A 16,820-nucleotide genomic window follows, 5' to 3' on the forward strand; every position below is an offset into this window, starting at 1 on the left:
TACCTGCCTGATCACCCTCGCCGCGCAAACTCGGTAGCCTCACCCCCACCCGCATCCAGCTGATACACCCGCGCCGGCCGCCCCTGTTCATCGAAGAACACCTGCCCCAACCCCGCACCGTTCCACAACCGCTCGCCAGCCTTGCTATGGCTGGGCGTACGCGGCACCACCTCCATTTCCCGCCGCTTGGTAAACCAGTTGAGCGGCGAGCGCGGCGCATACAGCCAGCGGTTGAGCCGGTCGAGCACATCCAGCAGGCGCCGCGGGAATTCGTTCTTGATCCCGCTGCTGGTCACCTGCCACAAGTGCGGGCTGCGCTGGCGGTGGCGGATCAGCACTTCATAGACGAACGAGTAATGCACATCGCCGGACAGCACCACGTAGTGCCCCGGCGTGCGCGAGTGGCGGAAGATGTTGAGGATGACCTGCGCTGCGCCGCGGTGGGCCATCCAGTTCTCGGCATCCACCAGCAGCGGGTAGCCCAGCCAGCTGAACAGCTTCTGCACCGTCTCGATCAGCTTCACGCCAAAAATCGGTGCAGGCGACACGATGATCGCCGAGGGGTGGTCCAGCAGTGCTTGCTGCAACTCGCTCAGCGCCTCCCAGTCGAGCAGCCCGGACGGCTTGGCCAGGCTGCTTTCGCTACGCCAGCGGCGGGTGCGGGTGTCCAGCACCAGCAAGGGTGGGTTGGTGGGCAGGCTGAACTGCCAGCCCTGGAAGCGCAGCAGTGCGCCGATCAGCTCATCCTGGGTCTGGCTGTTCAACGCCTGGCATTGCCCGACCAGTGGCTTGCAACCCTGCGGGTCGTTACCCCAGGCCTGGCACAGCAGGTAGCCGAGCAGGGCATTGCCGATGATCCGCCGCGAGAAGGGGTGGCCGTAGGCGGTTTCTTCCCATAGCGCCGATAGGTTCCAGTCGTCGGTGATGTCGTGGTCGTCGAAGATCATCAGGCACGGCAGGTGGGCCATCACCCGCGCTACCTGGCCGAGGTTGTCGGCAAACGCCTGGATCAGCGGCAGCTCCTGCCGGTAACGTGCCTGGCGCGGTGCGGTGAGCCCGTCGGGCATGTCCAGGTTCACCAGCTGCCAGGGCACCGGTGACCACACCAGCAGGTACATGGCCATGACCTCGGCGAAGGTCACCAGGTGGTTGTCGGCGTTGCTGGACGAGAAGATCGGCTTGCGCTTGCCGCCGAAAAAGCGCTCGCGCAGGGTTTCGTTGCGTTCCTGCGCCGGCAGCAGGTCGGCGCGGTGGTAATAGCAGGCCGGGTGCTGGTACAGCGCCTGGCTGTCGGGCACCACCGCGCCCTCCAGTTGCTCGTCGAACAGGCCCAGCCGCGCAATCAGGCTGTGGATGGCGCGCAGCATCGGGCCGGCGACGTCGTCGGCATAGACCTGGTCGCCGGTCATCAGCAGCACGGCGGGGCGGTCCGCGGGTTTTTCGCAGGCCTGCAGCAGGCGGTCGGCGCATAGCAGGCCATCGGCGGCCGGAAAATGCGGCTTGCGGCAGGAACCGTGCAGCAGGTGGTCGAGCCGATCGCGCAGTACCAGGCTTGGGCGCCGGGCGCCGGGGTAGAGCAGGTGCGGCGCCCAGCCTGCGATGCCCTGGCCGTTGATCAGCAGGTCATAGTCGAGCAGCTGGTTGCAGGGCAGCGGCTGGGCGAAGTGGATGTCCAGCAGGTGGATGAAGGCGTGCTGGCCCACCGCCACCACCTGGCAATCGACCTGGGCCTCGCCTGCCGGGAAGATGAATTCGGGTTGCAGCGGTTGCGTGGCGACCAGCCAGATGGCCAGGCGCTGGGGTTCCAGGCGGCGCAGTACCGGGCCGGCGAGTACGAGGGGCAATGGGGTAGAGGAGGTCATCGACAGCTCAGGTGGCTTCTCGGGCCTCTTCGCGGGTAAACCCGCTCCCACAGGTACAGCGCCAACTTCTGGCCTGTGGGAATCCTTGTGGGAGCGAGTTTACCCGCGAAGAGGCCCTGGAATTCAATACAAATCTAAGGCCAGGTAAAACAAAACGGGCGGAAAATGCTGAACACTTCCCGCCCGTCAGGCAATCCCGAAATGTATCAGGCCTTTTCAGCCATCAACATCTCCAGCTTCTCCTGGTCCCGCGCGAACTGGCGAATGCCCTCGGCCAGCTTCTCGGTGCCCATGGCATCTTCGTTCATGGCCCAGCGGAACTGACTTTCGTTCAGCTGTTGCTTGGCCTCGCCGGCATTGCCCGGCTTCAGCACCTGTGGCAGGTCGCCCTGGTCATCGCTGAGCTGCTGCAGCAGTTCCGGGCTGATGGTCAGGCGGTCGCAGCCGGCCAGCTGTTCGATCTGGCCGATATTGCGGAAGCTGGCGCCCATTACCACGGTGCCGTAGCCGTTGGCCTTGTAGTAGTTGTAGATGCGAGTGACCGACTGAACGCCCGGGTCACCGGCGCCCACGTATTCCTTGCCGGTGCTCTTCTTGTACCAGTCGTAGATACGCCCCACGAACGGCGAAATCAGGAACACCCCGGCATCGGCGCAAGCCTGGGCCTGGGCGAAGGAGAACAGCAGGGTGAGGTTGGTCTGGATGCCTTCCTTCTCCAGCTTCTCGGCGGCGCGGATGCCTTCCCAGGTGGAGGCCAGCTTGATCAGCACGCGTTCGCGGCCAACACCGGCGGCTTCGTACAGCTCGATCAGCTTGCGCGCCTTGGCCAGCAGCGCGGGTTCATCGAACGACAGGCGGGCATCGACCTCGGTGGAGATACGCCCCGGGATGACCTTGAGGATGCCCGAGCCCACGGCCACCGCGAACTTGTCGCAGGCCAGGTCGACATTACCCTTGGCATCGGCCTTTACCTGCTTGAGCAGATCGGCGTAACCCGGGATGGCCGCAGCCTTGAGCAGCAGCGACGGGTTGGTGGTGGCATCGACCGGTTTCAGGCGGGTGATGGCGTCCAGGTCCCCGGTGTCGGCGACCACGGTGGTGAACTGCTTGAGTTGTTCCAGCTTGGAGGTCATGGGCGTGCTCTGTCCTGTGCAATGACTCGACATTACCCGAGCCCCGACGGCCACTCAAGGGCTCGCGAAGCGCGGTGCGAAAGGTGAGGATTCGAGTCGCAAGCGGCCCCTAGGTTCCGCATCTGCTTGCAAGGGCCGCTGGAGATACAACTGGCTTACACAAAATGTGGTGGTTTGCGCCATCCCTGTGGGAGCGGGTTTACCCGCGAACACCGGCGAAGCCGGTGCCATGTACCGAGTTGTTTTCTTCGCGGGTAAACCCGCTCCCACAGCATCTGCATATATCTGAACCCCTGCGGCATCCTGGAGGGGATGGTTTGCTGGCGATCAGGCTCACCTGCTGAATTACCGCCCCTGCAATAGCTCCACCGCCTGGTCGAACACCGCCAACGGCTCCGCCACCTTGTGGATATCCGCCGACAGCAACTGGCGGAAGCGCCGCGCCCCCTTGAACCCTTGGGCCAGCCCCAGGATATGCCGGGTAACGTGGTGCATCGCGCCACCACTTTCCATGTGCGCGACGATATAAGGCCGCAACTGCGCCAGCGCCTCGCTGCGGCTGACCACCGCCGCCTCGCTGCCGAACAGCTGCTGGTCCACCTCGGCCAGCAGGTAAGGGTTGTGGTACGCCTCACGCCCCAGCATCACCCCATCGAAGGTTTCAAGGTGTGCCTGGCACTCGGCCAGGGTCTTTATCCCGCCGTTGAGCACGATCTCCAGGTCCGGGAAGTCCGCCTTCAACTGCGCCGCCACGTCATAGCGCAGCGGCGGAATCTCACGGTTCTCCTTCGGCGACAGCCCTTCCAGGATCGCGATGCGCGCATGCACGGTAAAGCTCCGGCAACCTGCCTCGCGCACCTGGCCGACGAAATCGCACAGCTCGGCGTAGCTGTCGCGGCCATTGATACCGATGCGGTGCTTGACCGTCACCGGGGTCGACACTGCATCGCGCATGGCTTTCACGCAATCGGCCACCAGCGCCGGGTGGGCCATGAGGCAGGCGCCGATCATGTTGTTCTGCACCCGGTCACTCGGGCAGCCGACGTTGAGGTTGACCTCATCGTAGCCAGCCTCCTCGGCCAGGCGGGCACAGGCGGCCAGGTCGGCCGGCACGCTGCCGCCCAGTTGCAGGGCCAGCGGGTGCTCGGAGACGTCGTGGCGCAGGAAACGGTGGGCGTCGTTGTGCAGCAGGGCACCGGTGGTGACCATTTCGGTGTACAGCAGGGTGTTTTTGGAGAGCAGGCGCAGGAAGAACCGGCAGTGGCGGTCTGTCCAGTCCATCATGGGGGCAACGCTGAAGCGACGGGAAGGCTCAGGGCGCGTGGTTGCTGGGTTGGAGCCTGGGTTTGTGGTCATATCGTTCAACGTGTCTTGTACCAAATTCAGCAATTTCGAGGGTGTTTGTAGCAAACCGAGGGAGCGACGTAGCAAAAGTCGGCGGCAGGAGATCGGTGATTGCTAGGGCAGGCAGCTAGTTTACCAAGAGAGCCGGGCATCCGTCTGGACTCGATCTATGCGCGGCCCTGCAGCCTTCTCCCCAGATTAGCCACCAGCCAACTTACTTGAGCGGCACGTAGATATCCGTTTGCCATTGCTCCAGCGGCGTTTCCGGATACACGCTCAAGTAGTGAAAGAACAACGGATGATCCCGCAGTTCCTCATCGCTCGAAGGCAGCCAGTCCCGATAAAGCGGATAGATGGTTTCGCCAATGTAGTCAGGCGAGCCGGTATGCCGGATCACGGCGCAGCGGCCCGCCGGGATGATGCGTTCGTGCACGCCGAAATCGTTGGGCTGCACGGCTTCGCATATCTCGCCACACACGGCGAAGCGAAAGGCGTGCGCCGGGGTGGTGTCGGGGTTGTCGTAGGGGATGCCGAAGGTTCGGCTGCTGGCCACCGGTGACTGGCGGCTCTGAATGCGCCATTGGCGAAAACGCGCAACGCTTTCACTGACCAGGCCGGGCGCCCCTTGGTGTTCGAGCGCGGCCACATGGGTTTCGGCGAAATCCACGATACGGATCTGCATGGTGATACTCCTTGAAAGATGAGGAACAACGAAAACCGCACTCCAGGCCTGCCAGTTCGGGGCCTTGGCGAATACGCTCGGCGCCATGCCAAACGCACGCTTGAAAGCCCTGGAAAAGGCTTCGGGGCTTTCGAAGCCGGCGCCGAAAGCTGCTTCCAGTACGGAGATGGCAGGCGAGGCAACCAGTTGGTGCGCCGCGCGTCGAAGCCTCATCAGTTGCACATACCGTGAAACCGGAATGCCCATGAATGCCGTGAACTGCCGATGGAAATGAAATGCCGAGAAGTACGCGACGCGGCTCAGGGCATTTACCGACAGGTCGCCTTCGAGGTGGCTGTCGATGTAGGCAAGCACGGCTTCGAACCGTTTCGCGTAGGTCGCTTTGTGCTGTGAATCAGTCAACGAACGGAATCTCCGGGAGGTGCGGTGAGCGCTAGCATCCGTTGTTCAGCCATGCAGGCGCCTAGCCGGGATTGCTGTATCGGGGATTGTCTTGACCGTGCCGTGGATGGCACCGGTGCTTTCGGTGTTCGCAGGGGAGGGCAGCAGGGTGAGTGCGGTCGCTGGCGCTTCCGTGCAAGGGGAAGCACTAGCGTAACCGGCCCGGCATGATCGGTCGACTGGGCGAAGCGGGGTCGTTCACGCTGATCAATGAACTCCGAGCCTCGCCAGCGCACTCCGCCGCCCACTTTCAACTGCGGCAGTGCCGGCAGGCGGGAGCTGGTGAGGCAGCACCAGGCCTGCATAAAACCACTGGAGTAAATCAATCTGATTTACAATTGCGTCCCTTTTGCCGAGGCTGACGTTTCGTGGATGCCCTGTCGCTTGTCTTTGAGCACCTGACCGAGTGGGTAATTACGCCCGTTACCGACCAGTTTCTCGGCATTTTCAATATGAACGGCCGTTTCGGGGCCTTGTTCCTTTGCATCTCCTATGGCGCAGCCTATGGCCTGTTCCGCTTCAGGAAGCAGCGCGGCCTGAGCGACGCCCAGTCGTTCTGGCAGTTCATCGGCGGCGCCCGGGTACATCTGCATCCCTCGGCGCTGCTGGACTACCGCTACTACTTCGTGCGGGCCATCCTCAAGGTTGCACTGGTGCTGCCCGTCGTCCAACTGGTCGACCCCTACATCCTGCGCTCCGGCGATTACCTGGCCTTTTTCAGCAACCTCTGGGGCGCGCGCCCGCGCCTGGGCGAGAACCTTGCACTGTCCCTGCTCTACGGGTTGGGGGTGTTCCTGCTAAAGGACTTCATCCATTACTGGGCGCACCGGGCTTTTCACTCCCGCTGGCTCTGGGCCTTTCACAAAGTCCATCATTCGGCGCCCGTGCTGGTGCCGGCGACAGCGAGCCGGGTGCATTTCGTGGAAAAGATCGTCGAGAAACTGAGCACAGGCATTGGCATCGGCTTCTACGCCGGATGCTTCTGGTACCTCTGCGGCGGTGAAGTCAGCCGCTACACCCTGTTCGGCGTGACCTACCTGGTGTTCATCTTCAACAGCCTGGCGGCCAATCTGCGGCATAGCCATGTCTGGCTGTCGTTCGGCCCGCAGCTGGAACATGTGTTGAACAGCCCGGCCCAGCACCAGATCCATCACAGTGACGCCCCGCGCCATTTCAACCGGAACTTCGGCACCAACCTGTCCCTCTGGGACTGGATGTTCGGCACGCTCTATGTCACTACATCAACGCCCGAAAGCATCCGCTTCGGCACCGGTGAGCAGGACCACCAGCGTTACCTGACGGTCTATAGCCTGATCGTCACGCCCTTTGTCGAAACCGGCCGTAAGGTCCTGATGAAATGCCAGCGCAAGGCTGTGCTCGGCGCGTCCGGCAGGGCAGGCCGTTAGCTGATCCCGTGTTTGTTGCGAACGACTGACCGCTCAGGCGGGGAACTGGGCTATCCAGTGCCTGGCAATCTCTTCGCGCCGGCAGACCCACACCCCGTCCTGGCCCTGCACGTAATCGAGAAAGCGCGCCAGCGCCATCGCCCGACCAGGATGGCCGCTGATCCGCCCATGCAGGCCCACGCTCATCATCTTCGGGTGCTGCGCGCCCTCCTGCCACAACAGGTCGAAAGCATCCTTCAGCAGCCGGAAGAAGTCTTCACCGCAGGCGAAGCCATTGGGCAGCAGATAGCGGGCGTCGTTGTTGACCAGTGTGTACGGAACCACCAGGTGGGCGGGCGAGCCTGGGAGCGGCCATCCGCGAGGCGCGCAAGCAGCAGCTCAAGTCGATCGAGGCGCGTTTGCCGGCGGTCTATCTGGATGTGCTCGATGCGGCCATGCATGCGGTCAGTAATGAGGCGGGGGCAAATTTGCGCAAGGTGTTTCTTGCCCACTATTTCCAACAGTTGGTGCAGGCGCAGCAGTGTGGGCAGTTGCATGCGGCGCATCAAACGTTCCTTCAGGCGCTGGATGAACAGCGAGAGCAGCGCGGGCTTGCGCGTTCCAATGTTACTCGGCGGTTGTCGATGAAGGTCAATCCGTACATGGCGGAGGACATGCTTGCGCTTCAGCAGCATACAGAGATGAACCAGACCGAATTGCTGAAGGCTGTGATCGCGCGCATTCAGGCGGATGTGCTGGAGAACCGGGATCAGGAGGTGATTCGAGCTTTGCAGCGACTGGCGCGGCTGGCGTTGTAGTGAGCATTTGAAAGAAGCACAGCGTACCGCCAAGCGCTGTGTTTCACACTCGGTTCTTCGAGTCTTTTAGAGAAACTCATATCAGTTCCTACAAGAACTAATCAGATTTTTCCCCTTCCTCGTAGTCCATTTCTGAATCATCCTTTGCAAGCCGTTTCACCATTGCGATGGAAACCTGAGCCCCCTAGTCTCGCCCTGTCGTTGCAAATTCAACGACCGGGTCTGCAAGCCTCGGGAAGTATCGAAAGCGTGCTCATCATCGAGCCGTTGGTTTGTGCCAATGGTTGTGCTTAATGGTGGCTGCGTACGGGTGACCTTCGGGTCAGCCGGGTTTTTCTCGATCTTCCCCGGTCTTGCAGGCCCGTACGCAGCCGCTACCCATTCTCTGCAAGGGATGGGGTGTGGTTTTCTCTCACGAAATCGAGATGTGACCATGCTCAAAATAGTCCCGGATCCCCCCATTTCCGACTCACTCCATCACTTGGAAGACACCCTGATCCAGGCCACGGAATACGTGCTCTGCGCCTTGTCCGTAGGCCATCACGCGATAGCCTCGCTCCCCAGATCTCCCGCCACGATCATGACCCTGGCGGTCATGCATGAAATGGAGGCTGTGCGCACGCTGCTGGAGTCGGCGATTGCGCAGGTGCAGCTCCGGGGCGGGCAGCCGGTGCATACATTGCATTGATGGGCTGATTTTCAAATTTTGCCAGCCTGGGCGGTGCGGTTTTCTTGCCGGGGACTGCAACCGGGAAATCGCACTGGCCGGCAGATTCAAAAGAGGGTTTCAGATGGACAAGGAATTGGATGACGACACCGGCACACTGGGCCTGACCGTAGGCGCGGCCACGTTCCTGGACGGTGTGCTGGACGGCAAGAAACTGTTCCGCGTAGAACCGGGAAACTGCTGCGACCATGCCATCGAACAAGCGTCGGTATTGATGGACTGCTCACGGCGAGCGTCGTTCATCGGGGTGATGGACAACGAACCGGTGCTGGTCTGGGCTTCGCACTTTCTCTGCGACATGGCCAAGGCGCTGATGGATGACGCGCATATGGGCATGCGCAAGAACCGCTGACCCAGCCAGGCGTCGCGAAGCCGAGGCAGTGTGGGCTTGGCACCCTGCCAGTATTGTCTGATTGTCATGCAGGGGTTAGGTTGCTGGGCTCTTTTCAAGGAAGATGACCGATGAAACGGACCCTGCCGCTGGTATTCGCCTGCGCGCTTTTCCCCCTGCAAGCCTGTTCGGCGCTGGAAGTCGGCCAGTTCACCCTGGGCATGCCCAAGCCCCAGGCCATGGCCATTCTGCAGCAGCAGTTCGGCGAAGTTGAGCATTTCACCGGCTATCACTACCAGGTGCCCACCGAGTTCTTTCAGGGGAGCAACCCGAAGGGCGATTTCAACCTGGGCGGTATTGCCATCACGCAAGTGAAGGCATCGTTCAACGAGGCCGACCAGCTTCGCCAGGTGGAGGTGCGGCTGGCCAGCACCGACGAGGCGCGGGTCCAGCAACTGCTGCCGATGACCAGGCAGGCCAAGCCTGTGCCGAATAGCGGTGGCCGACTCGAGGCGTTTTCCGCAGACGGTGAGCTGGTGTACTGGGTGGCCAAGGACCGGGACTGGACGGTGGTGACCATCGCCGACAAGGCCAGCTCGGACCAGAACGTCAAAGCGCGGGCCAAGAGCGATGAGCGCTTTGCCCAGCTGAACCGCAAGTTCGACAAGCTGATCGAGACGGCCAAGGCGGTGGAAGGCAAGCACTGATCGACAAAGCCGTGCAGCTTTGAAGCTTGCTCATACCATGCATTCATGGGACTGCACATAACTCATTGAATTAGCAGGGACCCTGTGGGAGCGGCTTTAGCCGCGAACACCGGCGCAGCCGGTGCCATGCACCGCGTTGGATTCTTCGCGGCTAAAGCCGCTCCCACAGGGTACGCGTACCGCTTGCGAATTCAGTTCTCCAAGCGACAGCGCAGCAGACTGTATAAGGCCAGAAACAACCCGCGTCGGTTTCAGGATGCGCCTGGTCGTTCGCACGCAACCCCCCGGCGCCACAAGTGCCATGCTTGCAGGATGCCTCGGACCAGTGCGCGCAGACGTACGGCCGCAGGCAAGGAGGCCGCTGGCTCCACGCAACCGTGACGTGGCCGGCGCGCCGCAGCAGAACACGCCGGATACCTGCCCTCACAACAATTCAGGCAGGGTCCGTGATGCCGAGGTCCGCTGTATGCCTGATGAATTGCTCCACCTGCCTGTGATCCAACGCATTCTGGCCCGTGACAAGGATACCCCCGGCGCGCTGTTGCCGATCCTGCATGCCATCCAGCACGACATCGGCTACATCCCCGATGCCGCTGTCGCCGAAATTGCCCATGCCCTGAACCTCAGCCTGGCCGAGGTGCGTGGGGTTATCAGCTTCTACCACGATTTCCGCACCACGCCACCGGCGCGCCACACCCTGCGCCTGTGCCGCGCCGAGTCGTGCCAGAGCCGGGGCGCCGAGGCGCTGGCCGCGCAACTGCGCGAACAGCTGGCGCTGGACGACCACGGCACCAGCGCCGACGGCGCCATCAGCCTGCGCCCGGTGTACTGCCTGGGCGCCTGTGTGTGCTCGCCAGCGCTGGAGCTGGACGGCCAGGTGCATGCGCGCCTTACCCCGGAGCGCCTGCGCGCGCTGGTCAACGCTTGCCAGGAGGACGCAGCATGCTGAAGCTGTATATCCCCTGCGATTCGGTAGCCCGTGCCGTGGGCGCCGACCAGGTTGCCGATGCATTGCAGCGTGAGGCCGAGCGCCGCCAGCTGCCGCTGGATATCCAGCGCACCAGCTCCCGCGGGCTGTATTGGCTGGAGCCGCTGCTGGAGTGCGACAGCGCGCAAGGGCGCCTGGGTTTCGGCCCGGTCACCCCGGAAGACGTGCCGTCCTTACTCGACGCCTTGACCGGTGAGCCCGGTGAGCCCGGTGAGCCCGGTGAACCTGGTGGCCACTCGCTGGCCCTGGGGCCGGTCGAGGACATCCCTTACCTCAAGACCCAGCAGCGCCTGCTGTTCGCCCGCGCCGGCATCACCCGCCCATTGTCGCTGGACGACTACCGTGCCCATGGCGGTTTTGCCGGCCTTGAAGCGGCCGTGGCCCTGGATGGTGCCGAGGTGGTCGCCGCCGTGCTCGATTCCGGCCTGCGCGGCCGCGGCGGTGCTGCGTTCCCGGCCGGCATCAAGTGGCGCACCGTGCGTGACGCCGGGGCCGGGCAGAAGTACGTGGTGTGCAACGCCGACGAGGGTGACTCCGGTACCTTCGCCGACCGCATGCTGATGGAAGGCGACCCGTTCCTGCTGATCGAGGGCATGATCATTGCCGGCCTCGCCGTGGGTGCCGACAAGGGCTACATCTATGTGCGCTCGGAATACCCCGACGCCATCCGCGTGCTTGACCAGGCCTTCGCCATCGCCCGTGACGCCGGCTATCTCGGCAGCGACGTGGCCGGCAGCGGCCAGGCCTTCGACCTGGAAGTGCGGGTCGGCGCCGGCGCCTATATCTGCGGCGAAGAAACCGCGCTGCTCGAATCCATCGAAGGCAAGCGCGGCATCGTTCGCGCCAAGCCTCCGCTACCCGCGCTGCAGGGCCTGTTCGGCCTGCCGACGCTGGTGCACAACGTACTCACCCTGGCCTCGGTACCCGTCATCTTGGCCAAGGGCGCGGCGTTCTATCGCGACTTCGGCATGGGCCGCTCACTGGGCACCATGCCGTTCCAGCTGGCCGGCAACATCCGCCAGGGCGGCCTGGTGGAACGCGCCTTTGGTCTGACCTTGCGCGAGCTGGTGGAAGGCTATGGCGGCGGCACGGCCAGCGGCCGGCCATTGAAGGCCGCGCAGGTGGGTGGCCCGCTCGGTGCCTGGGTGCCGCCCAGCCACTTCGATACGCCGCTGGACTACGAAGCCTTTGCCGCCATGGGCGCGATGCTCGGCCACGGTGGTGTGGTAGTGGCCGACGACACCCTGAACATGGCCAGCATGGCGCGCTTCGCCTTGCAGTTCTGTGCCGAGGAATCCTGTGGCAAGTGCACCCCGTGCCGCATCGGCTCGACCCGCGGCATGGAAGTGGTCGACCGGCTGATCGCCACCAGCGACATGACCGAGCGGCATGACCAGGCCCTGTTGCTGCGCGACCTGTGCGACACCATGCAATACGGCTCGCTGTGCGCCATGGGCGGCATGACCGCTTATCCGGTGGCCAGCGCGCTGAAGTACTTCCCCGCCGATTTCGGGCTGACCCACACGGAGGCCGCGCAGTGATCAATTTCTTCGACCCCGCTTCTGATAAAAGCAGCGACCTCGGCACCCCGGCCCGTGACAGCGAGGTACAGGTCAGCCTGAGCATCGATGGCCGTGCCATCACTGTGCCCGCCGGTACGTCGGTGATGCGTGCCGCGGCCATGCTCGGCACCAGCATCCCCAAACTGTGCGCCACCGACAGCCTCGAAGCCTTCGGCTCGTGCCGCATGTGCATGGTGGAAATCGAAGGCATGCGCGGCTACCCGGCGTCCTGCACCACCCCGGTCAGCGAAGGCATGGTAGTGCACACCGAAACCCCGCGCCTGGCCGGCCTGCGCCGCAACGTGATGGAGCTGTACATCTCCGACCACCCGCTGGACTGCCTGACCTGTTCGGCCAACGGTAACTGCGAGCTGCAGACCGTGGCCGGCCAGGTGGGCCTGCGCGAGGTGCGCTACGGCTATGACGGCGCCAACCACCTTGCCGAAAAAAAGGACGTATCCAACCCGTACTTCGACTACGAGCCTAGCAAGTGCATCGTCTGCAGCCGCTGTGTGCGTGCCTGCGAGGACATCCAGGGCACCTTCGCCCTGACCATCACCGGGCGCGGCTTCGAATCGCGAGTGGCGGCGGCGGGTGGTGAGAACTTCCTCGCCTCCGAGTGCGTGTCTTGCGGCGCCTGCGTGCAGGCCTGCCCGACCGCGACCCTGACCGAAAAGAGCCTGGTACAGCTGGGCCAGCCCGAGCGTGCGGTCATCACCACCTGCGCCTATTGCGGCGTCGGCTGCTCGTTCCGCGCCGAAATGAAGGGCGACCAGCTGGTGCGCATGGTCCCGGACAAGAACGGCGGCGCCAACCACGGCCACGCCTGCGTCAAGGGCCGCTTCGCCTGGGGTTACGCCACCCACCCGGACCGCATCACCAAGCCAATGATCCGCAAGCGCCTGGAAGACCCATGGCAGGAAGTCAGCTGGGACGAGGCGGTGACCTACGCCGCCAGCGAGTTCCGCCGTATCCAGCTGAAGTACGGTCGCGATTCCATCGGCGGCATCACCTCCAGCCGCTGCACCAACGAAGAAGCCTACCTGGTGCAGAAACTGGTGCGCACGGCGTTCGGCAACAACAACGTCGACACCTGCGCGCGGGTATGCCATTCGCCCACCGGCTATGGCCTGAAGCAGACCCTGGGTGAGTCGGCCGGTACACAAAGCTTCGACTCGGTGATGCAGGCCGACGTGGTGCTGGTGATCGGCGCCAACCCCACCGACGCCCACCCGGTATTCGGCTCGCAGCTCAAGCGCCGCCTGCGCCAGGGCGCGCGGCTGATCGTGATCGACCCTCGGCGCATCGACCTGGTCGACTCGCCGCACGCCCGCGCCGAGCTGCACCTGCAACTGCGCCCCGGTACCAACGTGGCCATGCTCAACGCCCTGGCCCACGTGATCGTCACCGAAGGCCTGCTGGCCCAGCGCTTCATCGATGCCCGCTGTGAAACCGAGGATTTTGCCCGCTGGCGCGACTTCGTCAGCCTGGCGGAAAACGCCCCCGAAGTGCTTGGCCCGGTCTGCGGCGTGCCTGCCGAGCAGATCCGCGCCGCCGCCCGGCTGTACGCCACCGGCGGCAACGCGGCGATCTACTACGGCCTGGGCGTGACCGAGCACAGCCAGGGCAGCACCGCGGTGATGGGCATCGCCAACCTGGCCATGGCCACCGGCAACATCGGCCGTGAAGGGGTAGGGGTGAACCCGCTGCGCGGGCAGAACAACGTGCAAGGCTCGTGCGACATGGGCTCGTTCCCCCACGAACTGCCCGGCTACAGGCACATTTCCAACGAAGTTGTGCGCGCCGAGTTCGAGCAGGCCTGGGGCGTGACGCTGCAGCCTGACCCGGGCCTGCGCATCCCCAACATGTTCGAGGCTGCGCTGGACGGCAGTTTCAAGGCCCTTTACTGCCAGGGCGAGGACATTGCCCAGAGCGACCCCAACACCCAGCACGTCACCGCGGCCCTGCTGGCCATGGAGTGCGTGGTGGTGCAGGACATCTTCCTCAACGAAACAGCCAAGTTCGCCCATGTGTTCCTGCCGGGCAGCTCGTTCCTGGAGAAGGACGGTACCTTCACCAATGCCGAGCGGCGTATTTCGCGGGTGCGCAAGGTCATGGAGCCGTTGGCCGGGAAGGCCGACTGGGAGGCGACCATAGCCCTGGCCAATGCCTTGGGCTACCCGATGAGCTACCGTCACCCGTCCGAGATCATGGACGAGATCGCCCGCCTTACGCCTACCTTCCGCCGCGTCAGCTACGCCGAGATCGACCGCCACGGCAGCCTGCAGTGGCCGTGCAACGACGCAGCGCCGGATGGCACGCCGACCATGCACATCGACCAGTTCGTACGTGGCAAGGGGCGCTTCATGCTCACCGGCTACGTGCCCACCGAGGAGAAGGTCAACAACCGCTACCCGCTGCTGCTGACCACCGGGCGCATTCTCAGCCAGTACAACGTCGGCGCCCAGACCCGGCGTACCGGTAACGTTGCCTGGCATGACGCCGACCGCCTGGAAATCCACCCGACCGACGCCGAAAGCCGTGGCATCCAGGATGGCGACTGGGTCGGCATCGGCAGCCGCGCCGGGCAGACGGTGCTGCGCGCCAAGGTCAGCACGCGGGTGGCGCCGGGTGTGGTGTACACCACCTTCCACTTCCCAGAGTCGGGGGCCAACGTGATTACCACCGACAATTCCGACTGGGCCACCAACTGCCCTGAGTACAAGGTGACGGCGGTGGAGGTGGTGAAAGTGTTCCAGCCGTCGCAGTGGCAGAAACGCTACCAGGACTTCAGTGACGAGCAGCGGCGGTTGTTGAAGGAGCGTCGTATTGCCGAGAAAACCGAGGTACGCCGATGAGCAGTGAGAATCTGGTCAAGATGGCCAACCAGATTGCCCATTACTTCGACAGCGAGCCAGACCGGGCGCTGGCGGTGCAAGGGATACGGCAGCATCTGCAGAGCTTCTGGACGCCTGCGATGCGCCGGCAACTGGCGGAATGGGCCGAGGCCAATGCAGGGGAGGGGCTGGACCCGAAGGTGCAGGAAGCGTTGGCCTAGATACTTCTTGTAAGAAATCCCTGTGGGAGCGGGTTTACCCGCGAATGCGTCGTTGGACTCACCGCCGCTTTCGCGGGTAAACCCGCTCCCACAGGGGCCCTGCAATTTCAAGGAATCATGTGTCCTCCTGAGGAAGGCAAACTCAGCCGCGGGCGAGTTCTGCCAGGTGGGCAGTTACTTCCTCGGTCTTGAGCACCAGCACATCCCCCTCCAGCGAATCCAGCACCACCTCCGCGGTATTACCAATCAATGCCCCGGAAATCCCCGTGCGGCACACCGTGCCGATCACCGTTACCACGGCATCAAGCTTCTTCTCGGTATGCGGAATCAGCACATCCGCCGGCCCTTCGGCCACATGCAGGCACTCGTCGCTGATGCCGTACTCGGCCTGGAACGCCTTGCAAGCCTCGCGGTAGCGCTTCTCGATGGTCTCGCTCAGTTGGTACGCCGGGTCCGATGCCGACAGCATCGGCGACGGATGAGCGCTGATGACATGAAGCTCGCCCTTGGCCAGCCCGGCAATGGCATAACCATGGTCGATGATGCTGGCATGCAGGCGGCGGTGGTCCTCGTCCTGGTTGCCCACGTCCACCGCGGCCAGAATCTTGCCGCCGGTCCACGGCCGCTCGCTCTTGACCATGAGCACGGCACACGGGCATTGGCGCAGCAGCTTCCAGTCGCTGGGGGTGAGCAGGGCCTTTTTCAGCGGGTTGTCCGGGCGGTGTTCCTTGATCACCAGCTCGCAGCCCTCGGCCTGCTGCACGTAGATGATGGTGTCGTGCAGGTTGTCGCGCCAGGCCTCCTCATGGGTGACGCTGTCGTACCCGTCATCATGCAGCTGGCTGCTCAGCAGGCTTAGCAGCGCGCTGTGGTCATGCCTTTTGTCGCACATCAGCAGGTGCAGGCGGGCGCCGGTGACGCCGGCGATCAGCTTGGCCCGGGTCAGTGCCCGGCTGTGGGCGTGCTCGGGGTCGAGGACGACGAGGATGCTGCGGACGGCTTGCATGGGCGTTAACTCCCTTCAAAGGTGGCGACCAATGCCTGACTATAGTCGGCGCTTCCCCCGCTGGCGCTTGATGTACATCAAGCATAGTCACTGGCGCCGCCCGCCGCCGCCGGTATAATCGCCGGCCCTGCCTGTTCTTTGTGGTCGCACGCTCATGTCCCTGATCCCCGAAATCGACGCCTTTCTTGGTTGCCCGACACCAGACGCCTGGATCGAAGCGGCGCTCGCCGACCAGGAAACCCTGCTGATCGACCACAAGAACTGCGAGTTCAAGGCTGCCAGCACCGCCCTGAGCCTGATCGCCAAGTACAACACCCACCTCGACCTGATCAACATGATGTCGCGCCTGGCCCGCGAGGAGCTGGTGCACCACGAGCAGGTGCTGCGCCTGATGAAGCGTCGTGGCGTGCCGCTGCGCCCGGTGTCGGCGGGGCGATATGCGTCGGGGCTGCGGCGGCTGGTGCGCGCCCACGAGCCGGTCAAGCTGGTGGATACGCTGGTGGTGGGGGCGTTCATCGAGGCGCGCAGCTGCGAGCGCTTTGCCGCGTTGGTACCGCATCTGGACGAGGAACTGGGCCGCTTCTACCACGGCCTGCTGAAGAGCGAAGCGCGCCATTACCAGGGTTATCTGAAACTGGCGCACAACTATGGCGAAGAGGCAGACATTGCCCGCCGGGTGGACCTGGTGCGTGCAGCGGAGGTGGAGCTGATCCAGTCACCGGACCAGGAGCTGCGCTTCCACAGCGGTATCCCGATGGCGCAGGCCGCCTGATTCG

General features: G+C 63.7%; 15 protein-coding genes and 1 pseudogene. 10 read left to right on the plus strand and 6 right to left on the minus strand.

The features are described 5' to 3' along the window. Positions 1-11 precede the first annotated feature (11 nt). The 4 genes from MJ643_RS13155 to MJ643_RS13170 form a co-directional block, all read right to left on the minus strand. Positions 12-1,862, minus strand: coding sequence for an alkaline phosphatase D family protein (locus MJ643_RS13155; RefSeq protein WP_039614143.1), 1,851 nt, complete (start codon positions 1,860-1,862; stop codon positions 12-14). A 206-nt stretch (positions 1,863-2,068) separates the two neighbouring features. Further along, on the minus strand, positions 2,069-2,995 hold the full coding sequence (tal, locus tag MJ643_RS13160; RefSeq protein ID WP_208209300.1) for a transaldolase: 927 nt from the start codon (positions 2,993-2,995) through the stop codon (positions 2,069-2,071). 345 nt (positions 2,996-3,340) lie between these two features. Continuing rightward, positions 3,341-4,351 carry a tRNA dihydrouridine(20/20a) synthase DusA gene (dusA, locus tag MJ643_RS13165; RefSeq protein ID WP_247726839.1) on the minus strand — a complete coding sequence of 337 codons (1,011 nt, stop codon included), beginning with the start codon at positions 4,349-4,351 and terminating at the stop codon, positions 3,341-3,343. Positions 4,352-4,553: 202 nt separating this feature from the next. Further along, positions 4,554-5,423, minus strand: coding sequence for an AraC family transcriptional regulator (locus tag MJ643_RS13170; RefSeq protein ID WP_208209358.1), 870 nt, complete (start codon positions 5,421-5,423; stop codon positions 4,554-4,556). 407 nt (positions 5,424-5,830) lie between these two features. Here MJ643_RS13170 and MJ643_RS13175 point away from each other — a divergent pair, with 407 nt between their 5' ends. Next, entirely contained in the window at positions 5,831-6,868 is a 1,038-nt protein-coding gene (locus tag MJ643_RS13175) for a sterol desaturase family protein (RefSeq protein ID WP_024086589.1), read from the plus strand. Positions 6,869-6,901: 33 nt separating this feature from the next. Here the strand turns inward: MJ643_RS13175 and MJ643_RS13180 are convergent. After that, positions 6,902-7,216, minus strand: a pseudogene (locus MJ643_RS13180) (chitin deacetylase); the annotation flags it as partial. Positions 7,217-7,266: 50 nt separating this feature from the next. Here MJ643_RS13180 and MJ643_RS13185 point away from each other — a divergent pair. The 8 genes from MJ643_RS13185 (at position 7,267) to MJ643_RS13220 (ending at position 15,038) form a co-directional block, all read left to right on the plus strand. Continuing rightward, the gene (locus tag MJ643_RS13185) at positions 7,267-7,665 is read left to right on the plus strand and encodes a hypothetical protein (RefSeq protein WP_223998079.1); all 399 of its coding nucleotides are present in this window, start codon (positions 7,267-7,269) and stop codon (positions 7,663-7,665) included. A gap of 433 nt (positions 7,666-8,098) precedes the next feature. Continuing rightward, positions 8,099-8,353, plus strand: coding sequence for a hypothetical protein (locus tag MJ643_RS13190; protein WP_208209357.1), 255 nt, complete (start codon positions 8,099-8,101; stop codon positions 8,351-8,353). Positions 8,354-8,456: 103 nt separating this feature from the next. Beyond that, complete coding sequence (locus MJ643_RS13195) at positions 8,457-8,744, plus strand: DUF3077 domain-containing protein (RefSeq protein WP_015269622.1); 288 nt, start codon at positions 8,457-8,459, stop codon at positions 8,742-8,744. 110 nt (positions 8,745-8,854) lie between these two features. Continuing rightward, positions 8,855-9,430, plus strand: coding sequence for a hypothetical protein (locus MJ643_RS13200; RefSeq protein ID WP_023660676.1), 576 nt, complete (start codon positions 8,855-8,857; stop codon positions 9,428-9,430). 466 nt (positions 9,431-9,896) lie between these two features. Continuing rightward, positions 9,897-10,379 carry a formate dehydrogenase subunit gamma gene (locus tag MJ643_RS13205; protein WP_208209356.1) on the plus strand — a complete coding sequence of 161 codons (483 nt, stop codon included), beginning with the start codon at positions 9,897-9,899 and terminating at the stop codon, positions 10,377-10,379. Continuing rightward, positions 10,373-11,959 (plus strand): formate dehydrogenase beta subunit, encoded by a 1,587-nt coding sequence (locus tag MJ643_RS13210; RefSeq protein WP_208209355.1) that lies wholly within the window; start codon positions 10,373-10,375, stop codon positions 11,957-11,959. The genes MJ643_RS13205 and MJ643_RS13210 overlap by 7 nt, the downstream gene beginning before the upstream one ends. Further along, a complete protein-coding gene (gene fdhF / locus MJ643_RS13215; RefSeq protein ID WP_013971802.1) occupies positions 11,956-14,838 on the plus strand; it encodes a formate dehydrogenase subunit alpha in 2,883 nt (960 codons plus the stop codon). Before MJ643_RS13210 ends, fdhF begins: the two co-directional genes overlap by 4 nt. Continuing rightward, positions 14,835-15,038 (plus strand): formate dehydrogenase subunit delta, encoded by a 204-nt coding sequence (locus MJ643_RS13220; RefSeq protein ID WP_013971803.1) that lies wholly within the window; start codon positions 14,835-14,837, stop codon positions 15,036-15,038. The genes fdhF and MJ643_RS13220 overlap by 4 nt, the downstream gene beginning before the upstream one ends. Positions 15,039-15,180: 142 nt before the next feature. On the opposite strand, the gene MJ643_RS13225 is transcribed toward MJ643_RS13220, so the two are convergent. Beyond that, entirely contained in the window at positions 15,181-16,044 is an 864-nt protein-coding gene (locus MJ643_RS13225; protein WP_013971804.1) for a universal stress protein, read from the minus strand. A 154-nt stretch (positions 16,045-16,198) separates the two neighbouring features. On the opposite strand from MJ643_RS13225, the gene miaE reads away from it, so the two are divergent. Then, entirely contained in the window at positions 16,199-16,816 is a 618-nt protein-coding gene (gene miaE, locus MJ643_RS13230; RefSeq protein ID WP_013971805.1) for a tRNA isopentenyl-2-thiomethyl-A-37 hydroxylase MiaE, read from the plus strand. Positions 16,817-16,820 lie beyond the last annotated feature (4 nt).

The sequence above is a fragment of the Pseudomonas sp. PNPG3 genome (assembly GCF_023093815.1).
Lineage (GTDB): Bacteria > Pseudomonadota > Gammaproteobacteria > Pseudomonadales > Pseudomonadaceae > Aquipseudomonas > Aquipseudomonas asiatica.

Bases quoted from the DNA above. Each gene is read 5' to 3' on its own strand.
- MJ643_RS13210 (WP_208209355.1), top strand. From the start codon at position 10,373: ATGCTGAAGCTGTATATCCCCTGCGATTCGGTAGCCCGTGCCGTGGGC.
- tal (WP_208209300.1), bottom strand. From the start codon at position 2,995: ATGACCTCCAAGCTGGAACAACTCAAGCAGTTCACCACCGTGGTCGCC.
- MJ643_RS13225 (WP_013971804.1), bottom strand. From the start codon at position 16,044: ATGCAAGCCGTCCGCAGCATCCTCGTCGTCCTCGACCCCGAGCACGCC.
- miaE (WP_013971805.1), top strand. From the start codon at position 16,199: ATGTCCCTGATCCCCGAAATCGACGCCTTTCTTGGTTGCCCGACACCA.
- MJ643_RS13155 (WP_039614143.1), bottom strand. From the start codon at position 1,862: ATGACCTCCTCTACCCCATTGCCCCTCGTACTCGCCGGCCCGGTACTG.
- MJ643_RS13195 (WP_015269622.1), top strand. From the start codon at position 8,457: ATGGACAAGGAATTGGATGACGACACCGGCACACTGGGCCTGACCGTA.
- MJ643_RS13190 (WP_208209357.1), top strand. From the start codon at position 8,099: ATGCTCAAAATAGTCCCGGATCCCCCCATTTCCGACTCACTCCATCAC.
- MJ643_RS13205 (WP_208209356.1), top strand. From the start codon at position 9,897: ATGCCTGATGAATTGCTCCACCTGCCTGTGATCCAACGCATTCTGGCC.
- MJ643_RS13220 (WP_013971803.1), top strand. From the start codon at position 14,835: ATGAGCAGTGAGAATCTGGTCAAGATGGCCAACCAGATTGCCCATTAC.
- dusA (WP_247726839.1), bottom strand. From the start codon at position 4,351: ATGACCACAAACCCAGGCTCCAACCCAGCAACCACGCGCCCTGAGCCT.
- MJ643_RS13200 (WP_023660676.1), top strand. From the start codon at position 8,855: ATGAAACGGACCCTGCCGCTGGTATTCGCCTGCGCGCTTTTCCCCCTG.